Annotated in this window: 17 protein-coding genes; 10 read left to right on the top strand and 7 right to left on the bottom strand. The window is 66.5% G+C overall.

All coding sequences use genetic code 11. The features are described 5' to 3' along the window. Window positions 1-131 precede the first annotated feature (131 nt). The 9 genes from F0Q34_RS16685 (at window position 132) to F0Q34_RS16645 (ending at window position 9,040) form a co-directional block, all read left to right on the top strand. Window positions 132-1,142, top strand: coding sequence for a 2-hydroxyacid dehydrogenase (locus F0Q34_RS16685; protein WP_149813379.1), 1,011 nt, complete (start codon window positions 132-134; stop codon window positions 1,140-1,142). Between the two features lie 116 nt (window positions 1,143-1,258). Next, a complete protein-coding gene (locus tag F0Q34_RS16680) occupies window positions 1,259-1,636 on the top strand; it encodes a hypothetical protein (protein ID WP_149813378.1) in 378 nt (125 codons plus the stop codon). Between the two features lie 65 nt (window positions 1,637-1,701). Continuing rightward, entirely contained in the window at window positions 1,702-1,953 is a 252-nt protein-coding gene (locus tag F0Q34_RS16675) for a DUF3297 family protein (RefSeq protein ID WP_149813377.1), read from the top strand. A gap of 744 nt (window positions 1,954-2,697) precedes the next feature. After that, the gene (locus F0Q34_RS16670; protein WP_149813376.1) at window positions 2,698-3,141 is read left to right on the top strand and encodes a flagellar biosynthesis repressor FlbT; all 444 of its coding nucleotides are present in this window, start codon (window positions 2,698-2,700) and stop codon (window positions 3,139-3,141) included. A 108-nt stretch (window positions 3,142-3,249) separates the two neighbouring features. Next, a complete protein-coding gene (locus F0Q34_RS16665; protein ID WP_149813375.1) occupies window positions 3,250-4,026 on the top strand; it encodes a response regulator transcription factor in 777 nt (258 codons plus the stop codon). A gap of 328 nt (window positions 4,027-4,354) precedes the next feature. Then, window positions 4,355-5,758: a M20 family metallopeptidase gene (locus F0Q34_RS16660; protein WP_149813374.1), complete on the top strand. Its 1,404-nt coding sequence runs from the start codon at window positions 4,355-4,357 to the stop codon at window positions 5,756-5,758. Window positions 5,759-6,004: 246 nt separating this feature from the next. Next, window positions 6,005-6,274 carry a MoaD/ThiS family protein gene (locus F0Q34_RS16655; protein WP_149813373.1) on the top strand — a complete coding sequence of 90 codons (270 nt, stop codon included), beginning with the start codon at window positions 6,005-6,007 and terminating at the stop codon, window positions 6,272-6,274. 4 nt (window positions 6,275-6,278) lie between these two features. Then, a complete protein-coding gene (moeB, locus tag F0Q34_RS16650) occupies window positions 6,279-7,484 on the top strand; it encodes a molybdopterin-synthase adenylyltransferase MoeB (protein ID WP_149813372.1) in 1,206 nt (401 codons plus the stop codon). 59 nt (window positions 7,485-7,543) lie between these two features. Beyond that, window positions 7,544-9,040: a polysaccharide biosynthesis protein gene (locus F0Q34_RS16645; protein ID WP_149813371.1), complete on the top strand. Its 1,497-nt coding sequence runs from the start codon at window positions 7,544-7,546 to the stop codon at window positions 9,038-9,040. Between the two features lie 15 nt (window positions 9,041-9,055). Here F0Q34_RS16645 and F0Q34_RS16640 read toward each other — a convergent pair whose 3' ends face one another. The 4 genes from F0Q34_RS16640 to F0Q34_RS16625 all read right to left on the bottom strand — a co-directional run bounded on the left by F0Q34_RS16640 (window position 9,056) and on the right by F0Q34_RS16625 (window position 12,726). Next, a complete protein-coding gene (locus F0Q34_RS16640; RefSeq protein ID WP_149813370.1) occupies window positions 9,056-10,036 on the bottom strand; it encodes a sterol desaturase family protein in 981 nt (326 codons plus the stop codon). A 13-nt stretch (window positions 10,037-10,049) separates the two neighbouring features. Next, entirely contained in the window at window positions 10,050-10,844 is a 795-nt protein-coding gene (locus F0Q34_RS16635) for a polysaccharide deacetylase family protein (RefSeq protein WP_149813369.1), read from the bottom strand. Window positions 10,845-10,846: 2 nt separating this feature from the next. Further along, the gene (locus tag F0Q34_RS16630) at window positions 10,847-11,830 is read right to left on the bottom strand and encodes a YncE family protein (protein WP_149813368.1); all 984 of its coding nucleotides are present in this window, start codon (window positions 11,828-11,830) and stop codon (window positions 10,847-10,849) included. 110 nt (window positions 11,831-11,940) lie between these two features. After that, on the bottom strand, window positions 11,941-12,726 hold the full coding sequence (locus F0Q34_RS16625; protein WP_149813367.1) for an SDR family NAD(P)-dependent oxidoreductase: 786 nt from the start codon (window positions 12,724-12,726) through the stop codon (window positions 11,941-11,943). Window positions 12,727-12,872: 146 nt separating this feature from the next. Here F0Q34_RS16625 and F0Q34_RS16620 point away from each other — a divergent pair, with 146 nt between their 5' ends. Next, a complete protein-coding gene (locus F0Q34_RS16620; RefSeq protein ID WP_149813366.1) occupies window positions 12,873-14,003 on the top strand; it encodes an extracellular catalytic domain type 1 short-chain-length polyhydroxyalkanoate depolymerase in 1,131 nt (376 codons plus the stop codon). Window positions 14,004-14,010: 7 nt separating this feature from the next. On the opposite strand, the gene F0Q34_RS16615 is transcribed toward F0Q34_RS16620, so the two are convergent. The 3 genes from F0Q34_RS16615 to F0Q34_RS16605 all read right to left on the bottom strand — a co-directional run bounded on the left by F0Q34_RS16615 (window position 14,011) and on the right by F0Q34_RS16605 (window position 18,565). Further along, window positions 14,011-15,174 (bottom strand): M20 aminoacylase family protein, encoded by a 1,164-nt coding sequence (locus tag F0Q34_RS16615; protein WP_149813365.1) that lies wholly within the window; start codon window positions 15,172-15,174, stop codon window positions 14,011-14,013. 14 nt (window positions 15,175-15,188) lie between these two features. After that, on the bottom strand, window positions 15,189-16,769 hold the full coding sequence (locus tag F0Q34_RS16610) for an ABC transporter substrate-binding protein (protein WP_149813364.1): 1,581 nt from the start codon (window positions 16,767-16,769) through the stop codon (window positions 15,189-15,191). Between the two features lie 113 nt (window positions 16,770-16,882). Then, window positions 16,883-18,565 carry an alpha-glucosidase gene (locus F0Q34_RS16605; protein ID WP_174242071.1) on the bottom strand — a complete coding sequence of 561 codons (1,683 nt, stop codon included), beginning with the start codon at window positions 18,563-18,565 and terminating at the stop codon, window positions 16,883-16,885. Between the last annotated feature and the right edge of the window lie 28 nt (window positions 18,566-18,593).

Below are 18,593 nucleotides of genomic sequence, written 5' to 3'. Positions count from 1 at the left end.
AAATCATTGGTCCTCTGCGGCCATGGACGGGCCGCAAATCACGCCTGGCCAGCTGCCTGCCCCGGCGACCCGGCGGAGCCTCAGCAACAGCCGTGCCACATAGGCCGGCCGAACCGGTCTGGAGGACCAGAATGCGCGTCGCGGTATTCAGCGCCAAGCCCTACGACCGCCGTTTTCTCCAGATGGCGAACGAAGCCGTTGGATCGCCGTATCATTTCGAATGGATAGAGGCGCAGCTCGGCCCCCGCAGCGCGTTGCAGGCGGCAGGGGCGCGGGCGGCGTGCCTGTTCGTCAATGACCGTGCCGATGCCACAGCCCTGGCGGCCCTGCATGAGCAGGGCGTGCGGCTGGTGGCACTGCGTTGCGCGGGGTTCAACAATGTGGATCTGGCGGCGGCCTCACGCCTCGGAATCGCGGTGGCCCGCGTCCCGGCCTATGCACCGGAGGCTGTTGCCGAACACGCTGCGGCTCTTGTGCTGTCCCTCAGCCGGCGGATGCACAAGGCCTATGCCCGGGTGCGGGAAGGCAATTTCGCGCTTGATGGGCTGCTCGGCCTTGATCTGCACGGGCGGTGCGTCGGCATCATCGGTACGGGACAGATCGGGCTCGCTTTTGCCCGGATCATGCATGGCTTCGGCTGCCGGCTGCTGGCTCATGACCCGGCTCCGAGCCAGGATGCCATCCGCCGGCTGGGGATCGAATACCGGCCGCTTGCGGAATTGCTGGCCGACGCAGACATCATCAGCCTGCACTGCCCGCTGACCCCCGCCACCAACCGGCTGATCGACGCCGCGGCCCTGACCCGGATGAAGCGGGGCGCCATGCTGATCAACACCAGCCGGGGCGCCATGCTCGACACCACCGCCGTGATCGCGGCGCTGAAAAGCGGCCATCTCGGCCATCTCGGCCTCGACGTCTATGAGGAGGAAGCGGACCTGTTCTTCGAGGACCTGTCGGGCACAGTGCTGCAGGATGACGTTTTTGCCCGCCTGCTGACCTTTCCCAATGTTCTGATCACCGGCCATCAGGGCTTTTTCACCGAAGGCGCCATGCGGGCCATCGCCGCGACCACCCTGGCCAACCTGGATGCCTTCGCGGCGGGAAGGGCGCCGTTGCATGCCGTTCCGCTGCCGGAAGGCTGAACCACAACTATTACCCGATTTGTTCCTTGCCGCCTTTGCCGGTATGCGATCACTTCCACATACCGGCCTGACCGGAGCGTCCAGGGCCATGCCCTTCCCTCAGGAGGATCTCCCCCATGCGCAGCGCCTCGGCCCATCATGACACGTTCAACCACTCCCCGAGCCGCGCCCGCAGCCCCGCTTTGCTTCTGAAGGGCGTCCGGGTCCTGTTCTGGGGCCTCATCATCTTCGCGCTGACCTTTGTGGAACTGGTGGCGGAGCTGGCGGGGCCATTGCTCCTGATCGCGGGCGCCTTGTGGTGGCTCGGGCTGCATGTGCTGGCCGGCATCCAGCTGGAACCCGAACTGCAACAATATCTGAGCTACGTGCCCGGCACGCTGCGCGCCGGTGGCTACAGCTTCACCCCGGCCGGGATGATCCGGCAGGGGCTTCTGCTGCTCGCGGTTGTGGCCGCCTGCCGCACGATCAACGGCATCATCGCCCGCGAAAGCTGAGCCGCCTATTTGGCAAGCCGGGCCCATATGGCTATCACCCGCTCCTCCCGCAGCAGAGGCCGATCATGAGCGACACTCCGCCCGACCGCCTGTCGAGCAATCCCAAGAGTCCCTTTTACGATGCTGCCGCGCTGGAACGGGGCGTCGGGATCCGCTTCAAGGGCGTCGAGAAGACCAATGTGGACGAGTATTGCGTGAGCGAGGGATGGGTGCGCCTGACGGTGGGCACCACCCTGGACCGCAAGGGCAACCCGATGACCATGAAGGTGCAAGGCACGGTAGAGCCTTATTTCAAGGACACGGCGCCCCAGGGCTGAGCATAGAGCCGGGCCGGACGGCACCGAACCGCTCCGCGCCTGGCCCCCCCAGGCATCCACAGCCTGGCGGCGGCTCACGCAAGCCGCTTCCGCATGCCCCACCTGTGAAACAGCTTCGCCCGATCAGATGATGTCATCTGATCGGGCGAAGCTGTTTTGGCAGCTCCCGCAGGTTTCGTGGCCATGCCTTCCAGAACCGGGCGCCGGCATCATGGTGGGGTACCTCCAGCAAGGTGGTCGTTGGCACCACCTGCTCTTGGGGCGCGAGCCTTCTTCCAGTGTCACAAGCCCGCGCAGCAGCCCGCCATGGAATATCAACCTCTCCTGTCGGTCCGGCTCTGCCGTCAGATAACCAACAGGAAGGCAGTCCAGCCATGGAGAGGAGAATCCGGTACGGCTGAGAATGATCTCACAGGTAGATATATTTCAAGGATTCACACCCATTAATGTCACTGGTTTGTGATTCTCCTTGCGCATCTTCATCGCTGACACTGCCAAGTTCATGCTATAAACTCTTACGCGAAATTCCTATGTTAATTTTGCCGTAAACATTGAGTTAGCAAACCCCCACTAAGGAGATGATGCAGAGTTCAGAGAGCGCAGCACGATGCAGAAGGCCCCGGCAGAGCCACCCCAGCAGAGTTGTGCCGTCGCCTTTGAGGCACGGCAGATGAACCCTTGCGCTGACGGTTCCGCTTGCCGGAACGGCCCAGCCCCCTCCACCCTTCCATCCAAAGTCTTTCCATGAGCGCAGAAAAAGTCCGGCGCGGCAGCGGCCAGGGACGCCTGGTCATCGAGTTGCGGGCCGGCGACAAGCTGCTGGTGAATGGTGCGTCGCTGCAGTTCAAGACGCGCACCACCATGCTGGTGTCCAACCATGTCCGGTTCCTGTTCGGCCGCCAGATCATGGAAGCGGAGGATGCGACCACCCCGGCGCGGCGGATCTACCTGGCGATGCAAGGTGCCTATGTCTGCGAGGAGCAGGAGCGGGCCGCGCTGGTCCAGGCCGCCCGCGCCCTGACAGAAGCCTATATCGCCGCCACCACCACGGAAGCGGTGCGGCAGGTGCTGCGCCTCGCGCTGGCGGAAATGGAGGCCGGCGAGTTCTGGAATGCCATGCGGCGCGTGCGCACCCTGTTCGCCCATGATGATGCTTTGCTGCAACACTCCGAGGAGGAGGGGGCATAAGCGCCCCCTATTGTTGATAAAAGCTTGATTATCACGATCACGTGATCTACCCAGCCTGAACCACGAACCCTCCGGCCGTGTGGCCAGCGAAAATCGCAAGGACTGGGTATGCATATTCTTCTCGCAAGCAGCCTTGGTGCCGTTTCCACCCTGTTCGACACGCTGCGGCGGCACGGGCATGGCTGTGACTTGGCCGAGCCATTCCTGGACGCGCCGTCCATCGCGCAGCACAGCGGGGACTACGACTGCATCCTGGTCGAAACCGCCAATATCAGCCGTGATGGCGTGGGCATGGTGCGGGATATCCGGCGAAAGGGTGTGCGCTGCCCCGTGCTGGTGCTCGGCGCCCGCGTCAGCGCCGAGGAAGAACAGGCCGTTCTGGAAGCCGGCGCCGATCAGGTCCTGACCGGTCCGTTGCACATGCCGCTGCTGCAGGCCCGCATGCAGGCGGTGCTGCGCCGCTGCCTCGGCCATGCCAGCCCGGAACTGCGCTGTGGCAATGTGGTGCTGGATCAGGCACGCCGCACCGTCACCGTGGATGGCGCTCCCGTCAGGATCACCTGCCGCGAGTTTGACGTGCTGGAAATGCTGATGCTGCGGCCGGGCGCGATGCTCACCAAGGAGCATTTCATGGCGCGTGCCTACGGGCTGGAAGATGGGCCGGACCAGCGCATCCTGGACGTCTTCATCTGCAAGCTGCGGCGCAAGCTGGCGGCCGCGGGCTCGGCCGAGATCGTGCGCACCATCTGGGGCCGCGGCTATGTGCTGGAAGAGCCCGGCGCCAGCGAGGTCATCGCCGCCCGCGCCCGGCTGGCGGCGGCGCATCCCCGCATGCAGCGGGCGCATCTTGTGCGGCAGCCGCCGCATCTCGCCATCGCCGTTTGATTGTCGCAGCGGCGGGTGGTCTCCACCCGCCATGGATGACCGTGCCCTGCGCCATCTCCTTGTGGTCGCTCCTGGCCCGCTCCGGGCGCCGCCGCGACCTTGATCGTGGAGCGGAACCGCTGCCGGAGCACTGGGCTGAGGGAAAACGGCGCCGGAGCGGTTGCGCAGGGCGGCCATTGGGCGGAAACCCTGCCCTGTTGCCGTGCCTGACTGAGAGCCTGCCCGTGCCGGACCAACCGCCGCCGCCTTGTCGGCCCGCCCCGCGTCCTGCCTGCATGCCCCGGTGAGGGCGCGCGCGCCGCGACGTCTGGGAAGGAGCATTCCATACATGACCGACACTTCCACCCGTGAGGGCGTCATCGCCTCGGCCGTTGCGCTGATGGATGACGGCCGTTTCCGCGCCTTGATGGAGCGCCGCGTCGCCTTCCGGACCGAAAGCCAGGTTCCGGAACAGATGCCGGAACTGCACCGCTACCTGACGGAGGAAATCATCCCCGGCGTGGAAGCCATGGGCTTCTCCAGCCAGATCCTTGAGAACCCCGTTGCCGACAGGGGGCCCTTCCTGGTGGCGCGGCGGATCGAGGACGAGGCGCGGCCCACCGTGCTGATCTACGGCCATGGCGACGTGACGCGCGGCCAGGACAATGAATGGCGCGAAGGCCTGGCTCCCTTCCGCATCACCGAGGAAGGTGATCGCTGGTACGGCCGCGGCACGGCGGACAACAAAGGCCAGCACAGCATCAATCTTGCGGCGCTGGAGCAGGTGCTTCAGGCACGGGGCGGAAAGCTTGGCTTCAACACCGTGCTGCTGCTGGAAATGGGCGAGGAAACCGGCTCCCCCGGCTTGTCGGAGATCTGTGCGCGGCACCGGGATCTGCTGCGGGCCGATGTGCTGATTGCCTCGGACGGGCCGCGCCTCGCGGCGGACCGGCCGACCCTGTTCCTTGGCTCCCGCGGCGCCTTCAACGTGGAATTGCGCGTGGCGGCGCGCGAGCGCGGCTACCATTCCGGCAATTGGGGCGGCGTCATCAGCAATCCGGCGACCCTTCTCGCCAATGCCATCGCCTCCATGGTGGATGCGCGGGGCCGGCTGCTGGTCGAGGGCCTGCGCCCGCCAGCCATCCCGAACTCGGTGCGCGCGGTGCTGGCAGGGATCACAGTGGGCGGCGGCCCGACCGATCCGGCGGTGGATGAAGCCTGGGGCGAGCCGGGGCTGACGCCGGCGGAACGCCTTTTCGCCTGGAACACGCTGGAGGTTCTGGCCTTCAAGGCGGCCAATGCCGAGGCGCCGGTGAACGCCGTGCCACCCGCCGCCCTGGCCGTGATGCAGCTTCGATTCGTGGTTGGCACCGATCCCGTGCAGATCCTGCCGGCATTGCGGGCCCACCTGGACGCGCATGGCTTCGGCGCGGTCGAGGTGGTTTCCACCCGCCACGAGGCATCCCCCGCCACGCGGCTGGATCCCGACTCACCCTGGGTTCGCTGGGCCGCCGCCTCGATGCAACGAACCACCGGCACGCCCCCGGCCATCCTGCCCAACATCGGCGGCACATTGCCCAACCATGTATTCGCTGACCTGCTTGGCCTGCCGACCCTCTGGATCCCGCATTCCTACGCGGCCTGCGCCCAGCATGCTCCTGATGAACACATGCTTGTTCCATTGACGCGACAGGCCCTGGCTCTGATGGCCGGCATCTTCTGGGATCTCGGCGAGAGGCCTTCATCCAACTAATCGTTAATGTTCTCGTTAATGTGGCACCGCGCCGGTGCTTACCGGTTTCGGTGCCGCAATAATTTTTTCGCGAGATCGCGCGTTTATTGTTTGCCTGCGATGCATATCAATCAGACCGGATATTTGACGCGTAGTTGCACAATCGCGCGATCTGCATCAGCGCGTGAGGGATGTCTCTTTCTGCAATGAAAGACTGGGTTATGTTCGGCCATCCAGTTGGCGTGTCTTTCAGCGGAGGTTTATCCCATGCCTGTTGTTGTGGTTCCGAGTTCCCTGCGTCGCTATACGGAACAGCAGGCCAGGGTGAGTGTCTCCGGCGGCACAGTGTCTGATATTCTGGACAATCTGACGGGCGGCGCGCCGGAAATGCGCAGCCACCTTTTCGCGTCCGACAAGCTGCGGCATTTCGTGGTGATCTCCAAGAACGGCCAGGACATCCGCCTGCTGCAGGGGCTGGACACCCCCGTCGCAGCGAATGACGAGATCCGCATCCTGGCCAGCATCGCGGGAGGCTGAGGACATGCGTGACCTCAACGCCTGCCCCGAACTGAACGATGCGGAGATCCGCCGCTTCGGCCGCCACCTGATCATGCCAGAATTCGGCATCGAGGGTCAGCGGCGGTTGAAGGCCGGCAGCGTGCTGCTGATCGGCGCCGGCGGCCTCGGCTGCCCCGCCGCGCTCTACCTGGCTGCCGCCGGCGTGGGCCGCATTGGCCTGGTTGATCCCGACAAGGTCGAGGAAACCAACCTGCAGCGGCAGGTGGCGCATGGCTATTCCACCATCGGCGTGTCCAAGACGGAAAGCGCGGCACGGCGCATGCTGGACCTCAACCCCGATCTGGTGATCGAGCACCACAACGTTTTCCTGTCCGTGGAGAACGCGCTGGAGTTGATCTCCCGCTACGACGTGGTGATCGACGGAACGGACAATTTCCCGACCCGCTATCTGGTCAACGACGCCTGCACCAAGCTCGGCAAGCCCAATGTCTTCGGCGGCGTGCTGCGCTTCGACGGCCAGCTCAGCGTGTTCGATGCCCGCTTCGGCCCCTGCTACCGCTGCCTGTTCCCCGAGCCCCCGCCCGTGGAACTGGCGCCGAACTGCGCCGAGGCCGGCGTTCTGGGCGTTCTTCCCGGCACAATCGGCGCCCTGCAGGCGACCGAGGCGGTCAAGCTGTTGTCCGGCATCGGCCGCCCGATGATCGGTCGCATGCTGGTTTATGACGGCCTCGACATGTCGTTCGACACCATTTCGATCGCCAAGAATCCGGCCTGCCCCTGCTGCAGCAAGCCGGCTTCCGAGATTGTGCTGAAGACCGAGCAGATGGTTTGCTCCGCCCCCCAGGTCGGCAACAGCGTCACCGCCGAGGCCCTTCAGGCGCGGCTGGACGCCGGCGAGGATCTGGTGGTGATCGACGTGCGCAACCCGGCCGAATGGGCCGGCGGCGTGATCCCGGGTGCCCGCTTGCTGTCCAAGCCCGATATCGAGGCGGCATTGCGGGAGGTGACCCATGGATCCGCTCCCCCAGAAGGCTCGCCCTTGGCGGTGATCCCGCGGGCGGAGGAGGTGGTCATCTACTGCCAGGGCGGTGTTCGCAGCGCGGCAGTGATCCGTGCCCTCGCCGCGGCGGGCTATCCGGCCAGGAACCTGACCGATCTCACCGGCGGCTTTGCCGTTTGGCGTGGTCCGGTGGCCAGCCCATCCGTTCTCGCTGAGGTTCCTGGCTGATCAGCCCCTGCCCTTCCCTGGTCCTTCCCCTGAAGACTACCTGCAAGTGGGCCCCTGACATGCCGACTTTGACCAGCACCGACCTCATTCGCAGCATTGCGGACCTTTCGCACCCGCTGCCGGGACAAAGCAACGAGACCGAGCTGCGGCGCCTCACCCGCGCCTTGATCGGCACCATGCAGGCGGAAGGGCGGCTGGCGGAGAGCCCCATGGAGCTCGCCCTCACCCGCACGGTTGACCTCCACCGTGAATCTGCCGAACAGCGGCTGCGCGGCAGGCGGGTGCTGGTCACGGGTGGCTCCGGCTGCGTCGGCACCCGGCTGCGGGAATTGCTGGCGGGCTTCGCCCCCGCGGCCTTGCTCAATCTTGACCTGGTGCCGCATGACAGTGGCGAGGGGAGCTGGATCAAGGCCGATATCCGCGACATGGCCGCGCTGGATGCCGCCTTTGCGGCGGCGCGGCCGGAAGTCGTGTTCCACCTTGCCAGCATCCGCGAGCCCGGCAAGGCGGAACTGGTGGTGCATGAGGCGGTGGATACCAATGTCTTCGGCACGGCCAACATCATCGAGGCCTGCCGGGCCCATGGCGTCCGCCATGCCGTCTATTCATCCACCGGCAAGTGTTACGCCTATCTGACGGACCACGTTTACACCGCCAGCAAGAAGCTGGCCGAGGCGCAGTGGATGGCTGCCGCCCGCGAGGCGCGGGGCCCCACGGCCTTCGCCATGACGCGCTTCACCCATGTGCTGGAAAACGGCATCGTTGCCCGCGACATCGCTGATGGCATCGAACATGGCATGGTCGGCCTGCACGGGCCGGACCGTCATTTCAACATCCAGAATCTGCGTCAGGCAACGCATCTGCTGCTCAACGCCCTGGCCTTGTGCGGCACGGAGGCGCCGGACAGCTTCTGGAGCGCGGTGGATCTGGGCTGGCCGGTCAATACGCTGGAACTGGCGCTGTTCCAGATCGCGCGCAGCGGCCGCGATGTCGGGGTGTATTTCCTTGGCGTGCCCAAAGGCTATGACGAAAGCTTCTTCCGGGGCCAGTTCGACTGGAGCGGCGACCATGACTACCATCCGCTGGTCAACGCGCTGGAAGCGCCGGGGGTGTTCACTGACAGCACGGGCACCATGATCGGCGCCCGCATCCTGGCCTGCCCGCCCGAGGTGCTGCAACAGGAACTGCGCCAGCTGCGCGCCCGCCTGGATAGCGAGATCCAGGATGGGGCGGTGAAGCAGGCATTGCTGCACGCCGTGACGCAGGTGACGGCCGGCATCTTCAGCCAGGTGGAAGCCGGCAAGCTGCTCGACATCCTCTGGTGGGGAGCAGCCCCGGAATGGGCCGGCACGGGGGACGGTGCTTCCCGCTATCGCCAGCTCATGACCCTGCTGGCCGATCAGGTGCTGCCGAAGCTGGAACAGCCGGGCGTGGCGCTGGATAGCTCGGCGCGCGGCAAGTTCACCGATATCGCCGCGACCTTCGGGATCGTGCCGGGGCTGGAAGGGCGCGCGGCGCGCTTCTCTACCCTCGCCAAATCCCGTCAGGCGGCCTGAACCCTCGCCGGCGTGTCAATAGGCGCGCCGGCCCCGCCCGGCACCGCGCCGGAAGGGCCGCATCAGGGCGCGGCCTAGGCGGCGGAAGCCGGCAGATTGCTGTTGCAGCCAGCTTCCTGTCGCCATCTCCTCGGGCAGCCTCGGATCTCCGGTTTCCGGAAACAGGTCGCGGCGGAAATCGGCCGTGCCGAACAGCCAGTCCCAAACCGGCAGCAGCACGCCGTAATTCTTGCCGTCGCGCCCTGCACCCAGTTCGCCATGATGCAACCGGTGGAAACGGGGCGATACCAGAAGCCGCTCGCCGACCGGGCCGAAGGACAGGCGCACATTGGCGTGGCTCATGGCCTCGGCCACCCGCAGGATCACCACCACGATGGGAAACTGGCCAGGCGGAACGCCGATCAGCAGGGCGATGGCACCAAACCAGAAGGCGCCGATCAGGTCATCCAGGATGTGGTTGCGGTCATCGGTCCAGAAGGTCATCTGCCGCTGCGCATGATGGATCGCATGCAGCGACCACCACCAGGAAAAGCGGTGCTGGAAGCGGTGCCGCCAATATTCGCCGAAATCCAGCGCCACCACGTAAAGCGCGAGGGCCAGCAGCGGCCAGTCCCGCAAGATCGGGAACAGGGTTTCCAGCGTGGGCGGCACCCAGCCGCTGCCCGCGAGCAGGCCCGAAAGGCGCGATTCCAGTGCCGAGAAGGCAATAAAGGCCAGCAACGGCAACAAACCGAGGCGTGTCAGGCAGGTGTACAGGATGTCCGTACGGATACTGCGGGAATCGGTGCGCGGCTCAACCGGCTTCCAGGCCTCGAGCGGGCGGCAGATGACGTACACCACCAGCACCTGCAGCAGGCCGAACAGGGCGAAGTCGATCCATTCAAAGGCATCCTCCGCCCAGGCCATCAAGCCCAGCGCGTAAAGGGCCGGCTGCACCAGCATTTCGAAGATCCAGCCATTCATGCTGTCCCAGGCATCCTGCAGCCAGTTGATCATGCGCCCCGCTCCGTCATGCCCCGACACCTTGCGCCGGCAGCAGGGCAAAGCAGAAACCCTTGGCCTGCAGGCCGGCGATCAGTTCCTCGAAGACCATCCCGAAAGGTTCGCGCCGGCTGCGCACGCCCCAATGCATCATCAGCACCTCGCCATCGCTGATGCGCGTCAGGGCCCGGCGCAGCAATGCCGCATTGGAATGGGCGGCGCTGTCCAGTTCGTCACCCAGGAATCCCTGGGCCGTCCAGCCCTGGTGCCGCAGGCCGCAGGCCTCCGCCAGCTTCAAGGCATTCGGGGTAGTGCGGCCACCGGGCGCCCGCCAAAGCGGCAGGATGCGCGCATCCGGCACCAGGCTGCGCAAATGTTCCACTGGGCGGGCGAGTTCGTCGCAGAAGGCGTCCCCATCCAGCACCTCGGCGCCCTCGCCGCGGCGTGAAACATAGCGAAGTTTCCCCGCCCCTGGATCGGCGGCGAAATACCAGTGCCGCCAGGTGTGGCTGGCAAAGGCATGGCCCTCCGCGGCCCGCGCCAGCCAGAAGCTGGCCCATCCGGCGCCGAGGGAGGAATCGCCGCGATAGGTCGGCTCATTCGCCAGGAACAGGGTGGCCTTCACATCGCGGCGCCGCATGGCCGCGGCGATCGCCTCCGCCTCCCGGCCCCAGCCCGTGTCGATGGTGAGATAGAGCGTGCCGGTCCGGCATTGCGGCAGGCCCGGCGTCGTAGGGCGCGACGCCTGGGCCGGTTGGCCCGCCGGCGGCAGCAGGGTGCCAGTGGCGGCGGCCAGCAAGGCACGACGGCTTGGCCGGGCCATGCTCAGTTCGTCACGGCGGCTTGTGGTGGCGTGACGGCGAACAGGATTCCATGCGGTGAGCGGCCCACCCGCTGCGTTTCCATGGCGCCGGTGACCGGATCGACGATGCCGATCCGTCCCTTCCAGCGCAACGTCACCCAAAGGCGGCCCTGCGGATCAAAGGTCACGCAGTCCGGCCCCCCCGGCACGTTCAGGGTGCGGGTGGCCTCGAGGCTGTTCGGGTCCAGCAGGGTGATGCGGCTGTCCACCCGGCTGGTGACATAGATGGTCTTGCCATCCGGCGCCGGAAACAGGGCATGCGCGCCGCGCCCCACGGAAATCCGCCGCTCCACAGCCTGCGTGTCCGGGTCCAGCACCGCGACATGGTCACTGCCCATGATGCCCACCAGCAACCGGTCCTTGTGCCAGACGATGCCGGCAGGCTCGGGGCCCACATCGGCCGTCCAGAGCGGCTCCAGCGTTTCCAGGCTGATGGCCACCACCGTTCCGCTGGCCTGCAACGTGACATAAACCACCTTGTTGTCCGGGCGGTAGGCGAGATGGCTCGGCATGTCAGGCAGATCCAGCCGCTTGGCGAGCTGCAGCGCCTGCCCGTCCCAGCGATAAATATCCACCTGGTCGCGGCGCAGGCTGGTGATGGTCAGCGTGCGGCCATCCGGGCTGAAGCCGAGATGGTAGGGATTTGAAAGCGTTTCGCGCTTCAGCAACTCGCCAGTGGCGGGATTGATGAACAGCATCTCGTTGGCTCCGGAATCGCCGACCATCAAGGTCGAGCCATCCGGGGTCAGCGCCAGGTGATGCACTTCGCGCAGAACCGGAATGCGGGATTTCTGCTGCCGCGTGGATGCATCCAAGACCTGGATGTTGGCGTCGCCGGAGTTGAGGACATAAACCAGCCCCTGCCCCTCGGCCGCGCCCGCCAGCGGCAGCAACATCGCCAGGGCGCCCAGCAGAGGCCGCAGAATGGTCGCGGAACGAAGCTTCATGGGCGTTGCCTTCCAAGTCATGCCGCACCGATGCGGGCCGGGACCCGCCTTCTAGCAAACCCGCAGGCACCGCTTCCAGCATCCAGGGCATCTCGCCGGGCTGGCAAGGTTCACAAAGCTGATTTCTTCTCCTGGTGGACGAGGAGGCTGCCGATGGAATTGCCGCCATCGACCGCCAGCGACGTGCCAGTGACATAGGAGGCGGCGCTGCTGGCCAGGAACAGCGCCGCATGGCCGACATCCTCCGCGGAGGACACGCGGCCGAGCGGAATGCCGGCGGCAGTGGCCTGGACATGCGCCTCCGTCAGCGGGCTCGCCGTGCTGCCCGCCGCGAAACCCGGCTCCAGGGCATTCACCCGGATGCCGTATTCGGCCAGTTCCAGCGCGAAGCCCTTGGTCAGCCGGTCCAGCGCGGTCTTGGAGGTGCAGTAAGGCACGACACTGCGCCGCATCTTCCGTGAGGCCCCGGAGGATATGTTGATCACATTGCCCTTCACCCCTGCCGCGATCATCTGCCGGGCGATGCCACGGGTCAGCAGAAAGGGGCCGCGCAGATTGATGTCGAAGATGCGGTCCCATTCCTCGGCATCAATGTCGAGCAGAAAGCCGCTGGGATAGACACCAGCATTGTTCACCAGCACATCCGCCGCGCCCCAGCGGGCGCCGATCGCTGCCACCAGAGCATCGATGGATGCAGCGTCCCGCAGGTCGGCCGGCTCGGTGAAGCTGCCTTCCGGAAGGGCGGCGGACAGCCGCGCCAGCCCGGCGGCGTCCGCATCGGTCAGGCAGAGGCGAGCCCCGGCCTTGCCGAACGCTTCCGCCAGCCAGCCGCCGATAATGCCGCAGGCGCCGGTGATCACCACCCGCTTGCCTGCCAGATCTTGCGCAAGGTTCATGCCTCAGCCCTCCGAAAATGAAAGAAAAGCGCGGCCCGTCCTTCCAGGCCAGGACTTCCCGCGAAAGGATGACAATCCGGGCTGGCGCATCCATATATGCTGCACTGCAACATGAGCCGGCCCGCAGCCGGCAACAGGAGCGCGCCATGGGCAATACGCATCCAGGGCTGGATGAACTGGTGCGGCTCAGGCAGCGCTGGGGCCGCCTGCTGCGCCGTGATCGCCGGCCCTCGCCGGAAGATCGGGCGCGGCTGGCCGAAGCCCGGGCACGGCTCATAAAGATCCCGGACTTCGGGCCCAATCCAGGCGAGTTGCGGATGCTGTGCTTCGTGCCCTCCGGCCTGCCCGCCGGTGCCCCGCTGGTGGTGGCCCTGCATGGCTGCACGCAGGATGCCGCGGGCTATGACCTTGGCTGCGGATGGTCGGCCATGGCCGAGCGGCTGGGCTTCGTGCTGTTGCTGCCGGAGCAGCGGCGGGAGAACAATCCCAATCTTTGCTTCAACTGGTTCAACCCGGGTGACACGACGCGGAACAGCGGCGAGGTTGCCTCGATCCGCCAGATGATCGCCATCCTCCAGCGCGAGCACCGGCTCGACCCCACTCGCATCTTCATCAGCGGCCTGTCTGCCGGCGGCGGCATGAGTTCGGCCATGCTGGCCTGCTATCCGGAGGTTTTCGCGGGCGGCGCCATTCTCGCCGGCTTGCCCCATGGGGCCGCAGACACGGTGCGGGGAGCCTTTCAAGCCATGTACCACCCCGCCGCCCTTCCCGCGCGGGAGCGGGGCAATGCGGTGCGCACCGCCTCGGCCCATCAGGGTCCCTGGCCCCGCCTGTCGGTCTGGCAAGGCGATGCCGATGTAACGGTGAAGCCGCAGAATGCCGAGGAAATCCTGAAGCAATGGCTCGACCTCCACGGCCTGCGCCTCGACGCCCCTTCGGAACAGCGGCAGGCGGGTGCCGCCACGGTGCGGCGCTGGCGCAACGGCACCGGCGAGGTGGTGGTGGAAAGCCACAACATCCCCGGCCTGGACCACGGCGTGCCGCTCGCCCCCGGCGATGGCGATGGCCGGATCGGCCGTGCCGGGCCCTATCTGCTGGATGCCGGCCTTTCCTCGACCCATGGCATTCTGCGTTTCTGGGGCCTGGGCACCGACCAGCCCGACTTGCCACGGCGTTTCGTGGTCAACGGGCAAGGCTCGGCGCGGGAGGTCACCCCGCGCTTCATGGGGCTGGTGGACAAGGCCCTGCGAATGGCCGGGCTGCGTTCCCGCCGCTGAGAAAGGGTCACCCTGCCTTCAGGCTGCGTTCGGCGATGCGGGCATAAAGCGCCGCGCCATAGGGAATGGCCGCGTCATTGAAATTGTAGTGCGGGTTGTGCGGGGCGGCGCCGGGTCCGTTGCCGACATGGATATAGGCTCCGGTGGATCGCTCCAGCATGAAGGAGAAATCCTCCGAGCCCATCAGCGGCGCCCGGTCCCTGGTGACCCGCGCATCGCCCACCAGATCGGCCGCGGCATCGGCGATGGCAGTGCTGCATTCCGGATCATTCAGCAGCGGCGCGAAGATCAGCCGGTAATCCAGCTCCGCCGTGGCGCCGAAGCCGGCGGCCACACCCTCCGCCACGCGGCGCATCGCCGCCTCGATCTGCTCCGACACCTCGTTGGAGAAGAAGCGCGCCGTGCCCGACAATGTCGCCGATTGCGGAATGACGTTGTAGGCATCGCCGCCGGTGATCCGGGTGACGCTGACAACGGCGGTGTCGCGCGGCGACAGGTTGCGCGCCACGACGGATTGCAAGGCGCTGCCGATGTGGCAGGCGGTCAGAACAGGATCGATGCTGACTTCCGGCCGCGCGCCATGCGAGCCTTTCCCATGGATGGTGATGTCAAAGAAGGCGCCGCCCGCCATGAAGGCACCACTGCCGATCGCGTATTCGCCGATTTCGAGATCGGTCGCGTTGTGCATGCCGTACAGGGCATCACAGGGGAAGCGGTCCAGCAGCCCGTCCTCCAGCATCGCCAGCGCGCCGCCGCAGCCTTCCTCGCCCGGCTGGAAGATCAGGTGGACAGTGCCGTTGAAGTTGCGCGTTTCCGCGAGGTAGCGCGCGGCGCCGAGCAGCATGGTGGTGTGGCCGTCATGGCCGCAGGCATGCATCTTGCCCGGAATGGTGGAAGCATAGGGCAGCCCCGTCATCTCGCTCATCGGCAATGCGTCCATGTCGGCGCGCAGGCCGATGGCGCGGTTGCCGCTTCCTGCGCGCAGCACGCCGACCACCCCGGTGCGCCCCACGCCGCGATGCACCTCGTCCACCCCGTATTCCTCCAGCAGGCGCGCAACGATGCCAGCGGTGCGATGCTCCTCCAGGCCGAGTTCGGGATGGGCATGCAGGTCACGGCGGATGGCGGTCAGGCCATCATGGTAGCGACGGATATGGTCGAGGGCGGACATGGTCATTCCTTGATTCAGGCGCGGCGCGCATTCCAGAACACGAACAGGCCGCCCACGACGTCGCGCAGGTCCTGGCGATAGGCGGTCTTGTAGAAATACTGGCCAAGCGGCAGGAACGGCACTTCCCGGATGGCCACTGCCTGGATTTCCCGGGCGAGAAACCTTTGCGCGTCGAGATCCGGGGCATCGAGCCATTCCTCGCGCAGTTCCTCAAGGCGCGGAATGTCGGCCCAGCCGAAGAAGCCGCTTTCCCCGCCGGCACGCAGCACCTGGGCCGTCACCGGGTTGATCATGTCGAGGCCCGCCCAGGTCGTGTTGAACATGCTCCACCCGCCCTGATCCGGCGGCGCCTTGCTGGCGCGGCGCTGCACCAGCGAGCCCCAGTCGCTGACAACATAATCCACATTCATGCCAAGCTTCTTCAGCATGTCGTGGCAGACATCGCCAAGCGCCGCCAGCACGGGCTGGTCCGAAGGTGACAGCAGCACCACCTTCTCGCCCTTGTAGCCGGCTTCCCGCAGCGCCTGTCGGGAGCGCTCCAGCCCCGGCGGCGTGCCGAACACATCGAGCGAGGCGCGCGTGGCCATTGGCGTTTCCGGCGTGAAGATGCCGATGGGCGCGCGCCACAGGCTGCGATCCGTGCCGGCGGCGGCCGTCATGTAGTCCGCCTGGTTGACCGCGCCGAGCACGGCGCGGCGGATCGCCGGATTGTTGAAGGGCGGATGCAGGTGGTTGAACACGCCAGTGCCCACGGTGCCCAGCGGGGTGGCGCGCTGGGTGGCGATGCCACGATTGCCTTCCAGCAATGGCAGCAGGTCGTTTGGCGGGTTTTCCCACCAATCCACCTCGCCATTCTGCAGGGCCGCCGTCGCGGTGCCGGGGTCCGGCATGACGTGCCATTCCACGCGGTCGAACTGCGCGCGCTTCGGGCCCGCGGCCCAGGACACCGTGCCGCTGTCGCGCGGCCTGTAGCGGGCGAACTTCTCGTAAACCACGCGGGCCCCGACCACGCGCTCGTCGCCCTTCCAGCGGAACGGGCCGGAACCGATCATTTCCTGGATAGGTTGGTTCGGCGGCGTGTTGGCGAGGCGCTCCGGCATGATGAAAAGGGCGGAAGGGCCGACCTTGCCCAGGGCTTCCAGCATGGCCGCGAAAGGCCGCCTCAGGCGGATCGTGAAGGTGCGGTCATCCGGTGCCGCCATCTCCTCGATGCGGGCCAGCAAAGCCCGGCCGAGCGCGTCGCGCTGCGCCCATCGCCGGACGGAGGCGATGCAATCCCGGCCGCGGACCGGCTCACCGTCATGAAAAAGCAGGCCTTCCCGCAGGCGAAAGGTCCAGAGCCTGCCATCATCCCCGACGGCATGGCGTTCCACCATCTGCGGCTGCGGGCGCAACTCGGCATCCAGCCCATAAAGCTGGTCCCAGATCAGCAGCCCATGGGTCCGGGTGATGTAGGCGGTGGTCAGCACCGGATCGGTGACGGTGAGATCGGATTGCGGCACATATCTCAGCACGCGCCCTCTGGCCGGCTGCGCCAAGGAAGGCCGGGCCAGGGCGGAGGCCGCGGCGGCGGCCAGCAGGGTGCGGCGATGCATGGAACCTGTCTCCGATCAAGGGAACCAGGACTGGCGATGGCCTCTCCTGGGCCCTTTTTCCAGAGAACACGGCCATGGCTGGCCGGGCAAGGGTTTACCCAGCCCTTGCCGCCTCAGCCGTGCTGCAACTCCAGTGGCCGCACCGGAGCCTGGGCGGTATCCAGCTGCGCCAGCAAGGCGCCGAAGGGTGGCAGCATGGCAATGCCGCCGGCATCCTCCATCCCGATCCGGGCGCCCAGCCCGGCTACGTCCGGCAGCGGCGTCGCGCCCGACAATTCATGCAACTTCAGCCGCACCGGCTCGGCCGACAGGTTGAAGACCGCGAGCACGCTCTGGCCGGCATAGTCCCGCACCAGGCCCACCAGCGGCGCCGGAAGATCGAGCCGGCGCTGCGTGCCACGCACAAGGGCCGGGCAGGCCCGCCGCAAGCCAAGGGCACGGCGCCACATCTGCAACAAGCTACCGGCATCGGCCTCCTGGCGGTCCACCGCGAGGGCGCGATGCGCTTCCGGAACCGGAAGCCAGGGCTTTCCCGCGGAAAAGCCGGCATTCGGCATCGCGGCTTCCCATGGCATGGGCGTGCGGCTGCCGTCGCGGCCACGGAATTCAGGCCAGTAGGTCAGGCCAAAGGGATCCCGGATGTCCTCCAGCGCCAATTCGGCTTCCGGCAGGCCAAGCTCTTCGCCCTGGTAAAGGCAGACGCTGCCGCGGAGCGACAACAGCAGCATGGCGAGAAGCCGCAAGAAGCGCGGGTCGCGCTCCTTCGCTCCGACCGGCTTCCAGCGGCTCGCAGCCCGTTCCACGTCGTGGTTGGAGAAAGACCAGCAAGGCCACCCCTCCCCGGCCGTGTCGGCCGACGCAGCGTCGATCAGTCCTTCCACCGTGGCATGGTCGAAGCCGCCCCGCAGTGGCCGCAGGGTATAGGCCATGTGCAGCCGCCCTTCCCCCGATGTGTAGCGGCGGATGCGATCAAAGGCGCCGTCCTGGCTGGAGATCTCGCCGAGGGTGGCGGTTCCCGGATAGCGGTCGGTCAGTGCCCGGATGCGGCCCAGGATCGCCAGCGTATCCGGATGCATCATGTCGTGATCATGACTTTGCAGGCCGAACAGCTTGGCCGGCGTGCGGCCATCGGCCGTGGGACGTGCCGGGTTGTTGCGCAGCGCCGGATCGTGCGCCAGGAAATCGATGGCATCCAGGCGGAAACCATCCACGCCCCGCTTCAACCAGAACTCGCCCACCTCCAGCATCGCATCAAGCGCGCCGGGGCTGGCAAGGTTCAGACTGGGCTGGCTGTCGAGGAAATGGTGCAGGTAGTACTGGCGGCGAAGCGGGTCCCACTTCCAGGCGGGGCCGCCGAAAACGCTCAGCCAGTTGTTTGGTGGGGTTCCATCAGGCGATGGGTCCGCCCAGACATACCAATCGGCTTCAACCGAATCGCGCGACATCCGGCTGCGCTGGAACCAGGGGTGCCGATCCGAGGTGTGGCCGCCGACCAGGTCGAGCAGGACCCGCAGGCCCAGCCGGTGCGCCTTGGCAAGGACACGGTCGAAATCCTCCAGGGAGCCGAATTGCGGATCAATCGCCACATGATCGGAGATGTCGTACCCGAAATCCTTTCCCGGAGAAGCATAGAAAGGGCAGATCCAGATCGCGTCCACACCAAGGCCGGCCACATATTCCAGCCGGGCCTCGATGCCTTTCAGATCGCCGATCCCATCGCCATTGCTGTCCGCGAAGCTGCGCGGATAGATCTGATACAGCACTGCGCCGCGCCACCACTCCGCGCCAGTCACCATGTTGCGCCTCCTGTTCTTGGGTGATCAG

This window comes from Teichococcus oryzae (genome assembly GCF_008386565.1).
Classification (GTDB): domain Bacteria; phylum Pseudomonadota; class Alphaproteobacteria; order Acetobacterales; family Acetobacteraceae; genus Pseudoroseomonas; species Pseudoroseomonas oryzae.
This window is presented reverse-complemented; position numbering and strand designations above follow the sequence as displayed.

Coding starts and splice junctions, on each gene's coding strand:
- F0Q34_RS16685 (WP_149813379.1), top strand. CDS start 132: ATGCGCGTCGCGGTATTCAGCGCCAAGCCCTACGACCGCCGTTTTCTC.
- F0Q34_RS16680 (WP_149813378.1), top strand. CDS start 1,259: ATGCGCAGCGCCTCGGCCCATCATGACACGTTCAACCACTCCCCGAGC.
- F0Q34_RS16675 (WP_149813377.1), top strand. CDS start 1,702: ATGAGCGACACTCCGCCCGACCGCCTGTCGAGCAATCCCAAGAGTCCC.
- F0Q34_RS16670 (WP_149813376.1), top strand. CDS start 2,698: ATGAGCGCAGAAAAAGTCCGGCGCGGCAGCGGCCAGGGACGCCTGGTC.
- F0Q34_RS16665 (WP_149813375.1), top strand. CDS start 3,250: ATGCATATTCTTCTCGCAAGCAGCCTTGGTGCCGTTTCCACCCTGTTC.
- F0Q34_RS16660 (WP_149813374.1), top strand. CDS start 4,355: ATGACCGACACTTCCACCCGTGAGGGCGTCATCGCCTCGGCCGTTGCG.
- F0Q34_RS16655 (WP_149813373.1), top strand. CDS start 6,005: ATGCCTGTTGTTGTGGTTCCGAGTTCCCTGCGTCGCTATACGGAACAG.
- moeB (WP_149813372.1), top strand. CDS start 6,279: ATGCGTGACCTCAACGCCTGCCCCGAACTGAACGATGCGGAGATCCGC.
- F0Q34_RS16645 (WP_149813371.1), top strand. CDS start 7,544: ATGCCGACTTTGACCAGCACCGACCTCATTCGCAGCATTGCGGACCTT.
- F0Q34_RS16640 (WP_149813370.1), bottom strand. CDS start 10,036: ATGATCAACTGGCTGCAGGATGCCTGGGACAGCATGAATGGCTGGATC.
- F0Q34_RS16635 (WP_149813369.1), bottom strand. CDS start 10,844: ATGGCCCGGCCAAGCCGTCGTGCCTTGCTGGCCGCCGCCACTGGCACC.
- F0Q34_RS16630 (WP_149813368.1), bottom strand. CDS start 11,830: ATGAAGCTTCGTTCCGCGACCATTCTGCGGCCTCTGCTGGGCGCCCTG.
- F0Q34_RS16625 (WP_149813367.1), bottom strand. CDS start 12,726: ATGAACCTTGCGCAAGATCTGGCAGGCAAGCGGGTGGTGATCACCGGC.
- F0Q34_RS16620 (WP_149813366.1), top strand. CDS start 12,873: ATGGGCAATACGCATCCAGGGCTGGATGAACTGGTGCGGCTCAGGCAG.
- F0Q34_RS16615 (WP_149813365.1), bottom strand. CDS start 15,174: ATGTCCGCCCTCGACCATATCCGTCGCTACCATGATGGCCTGACCGCC.
- F0Q34_RS16610 (WP_149813364.1), bottom strand. CDS start 16,769: ATGCATCGCCGCACCCTGCTGGCCGCCGCCGCGGCCTCCGCCCTGGCC.
- F0Q34_RS16605 (WP_174242071.1), bottom strand. CDS start 18,565: ATGGTGACTGGCGCGGAGTGGTGGCGCGGCGCAGTGCTGTATCAGATC.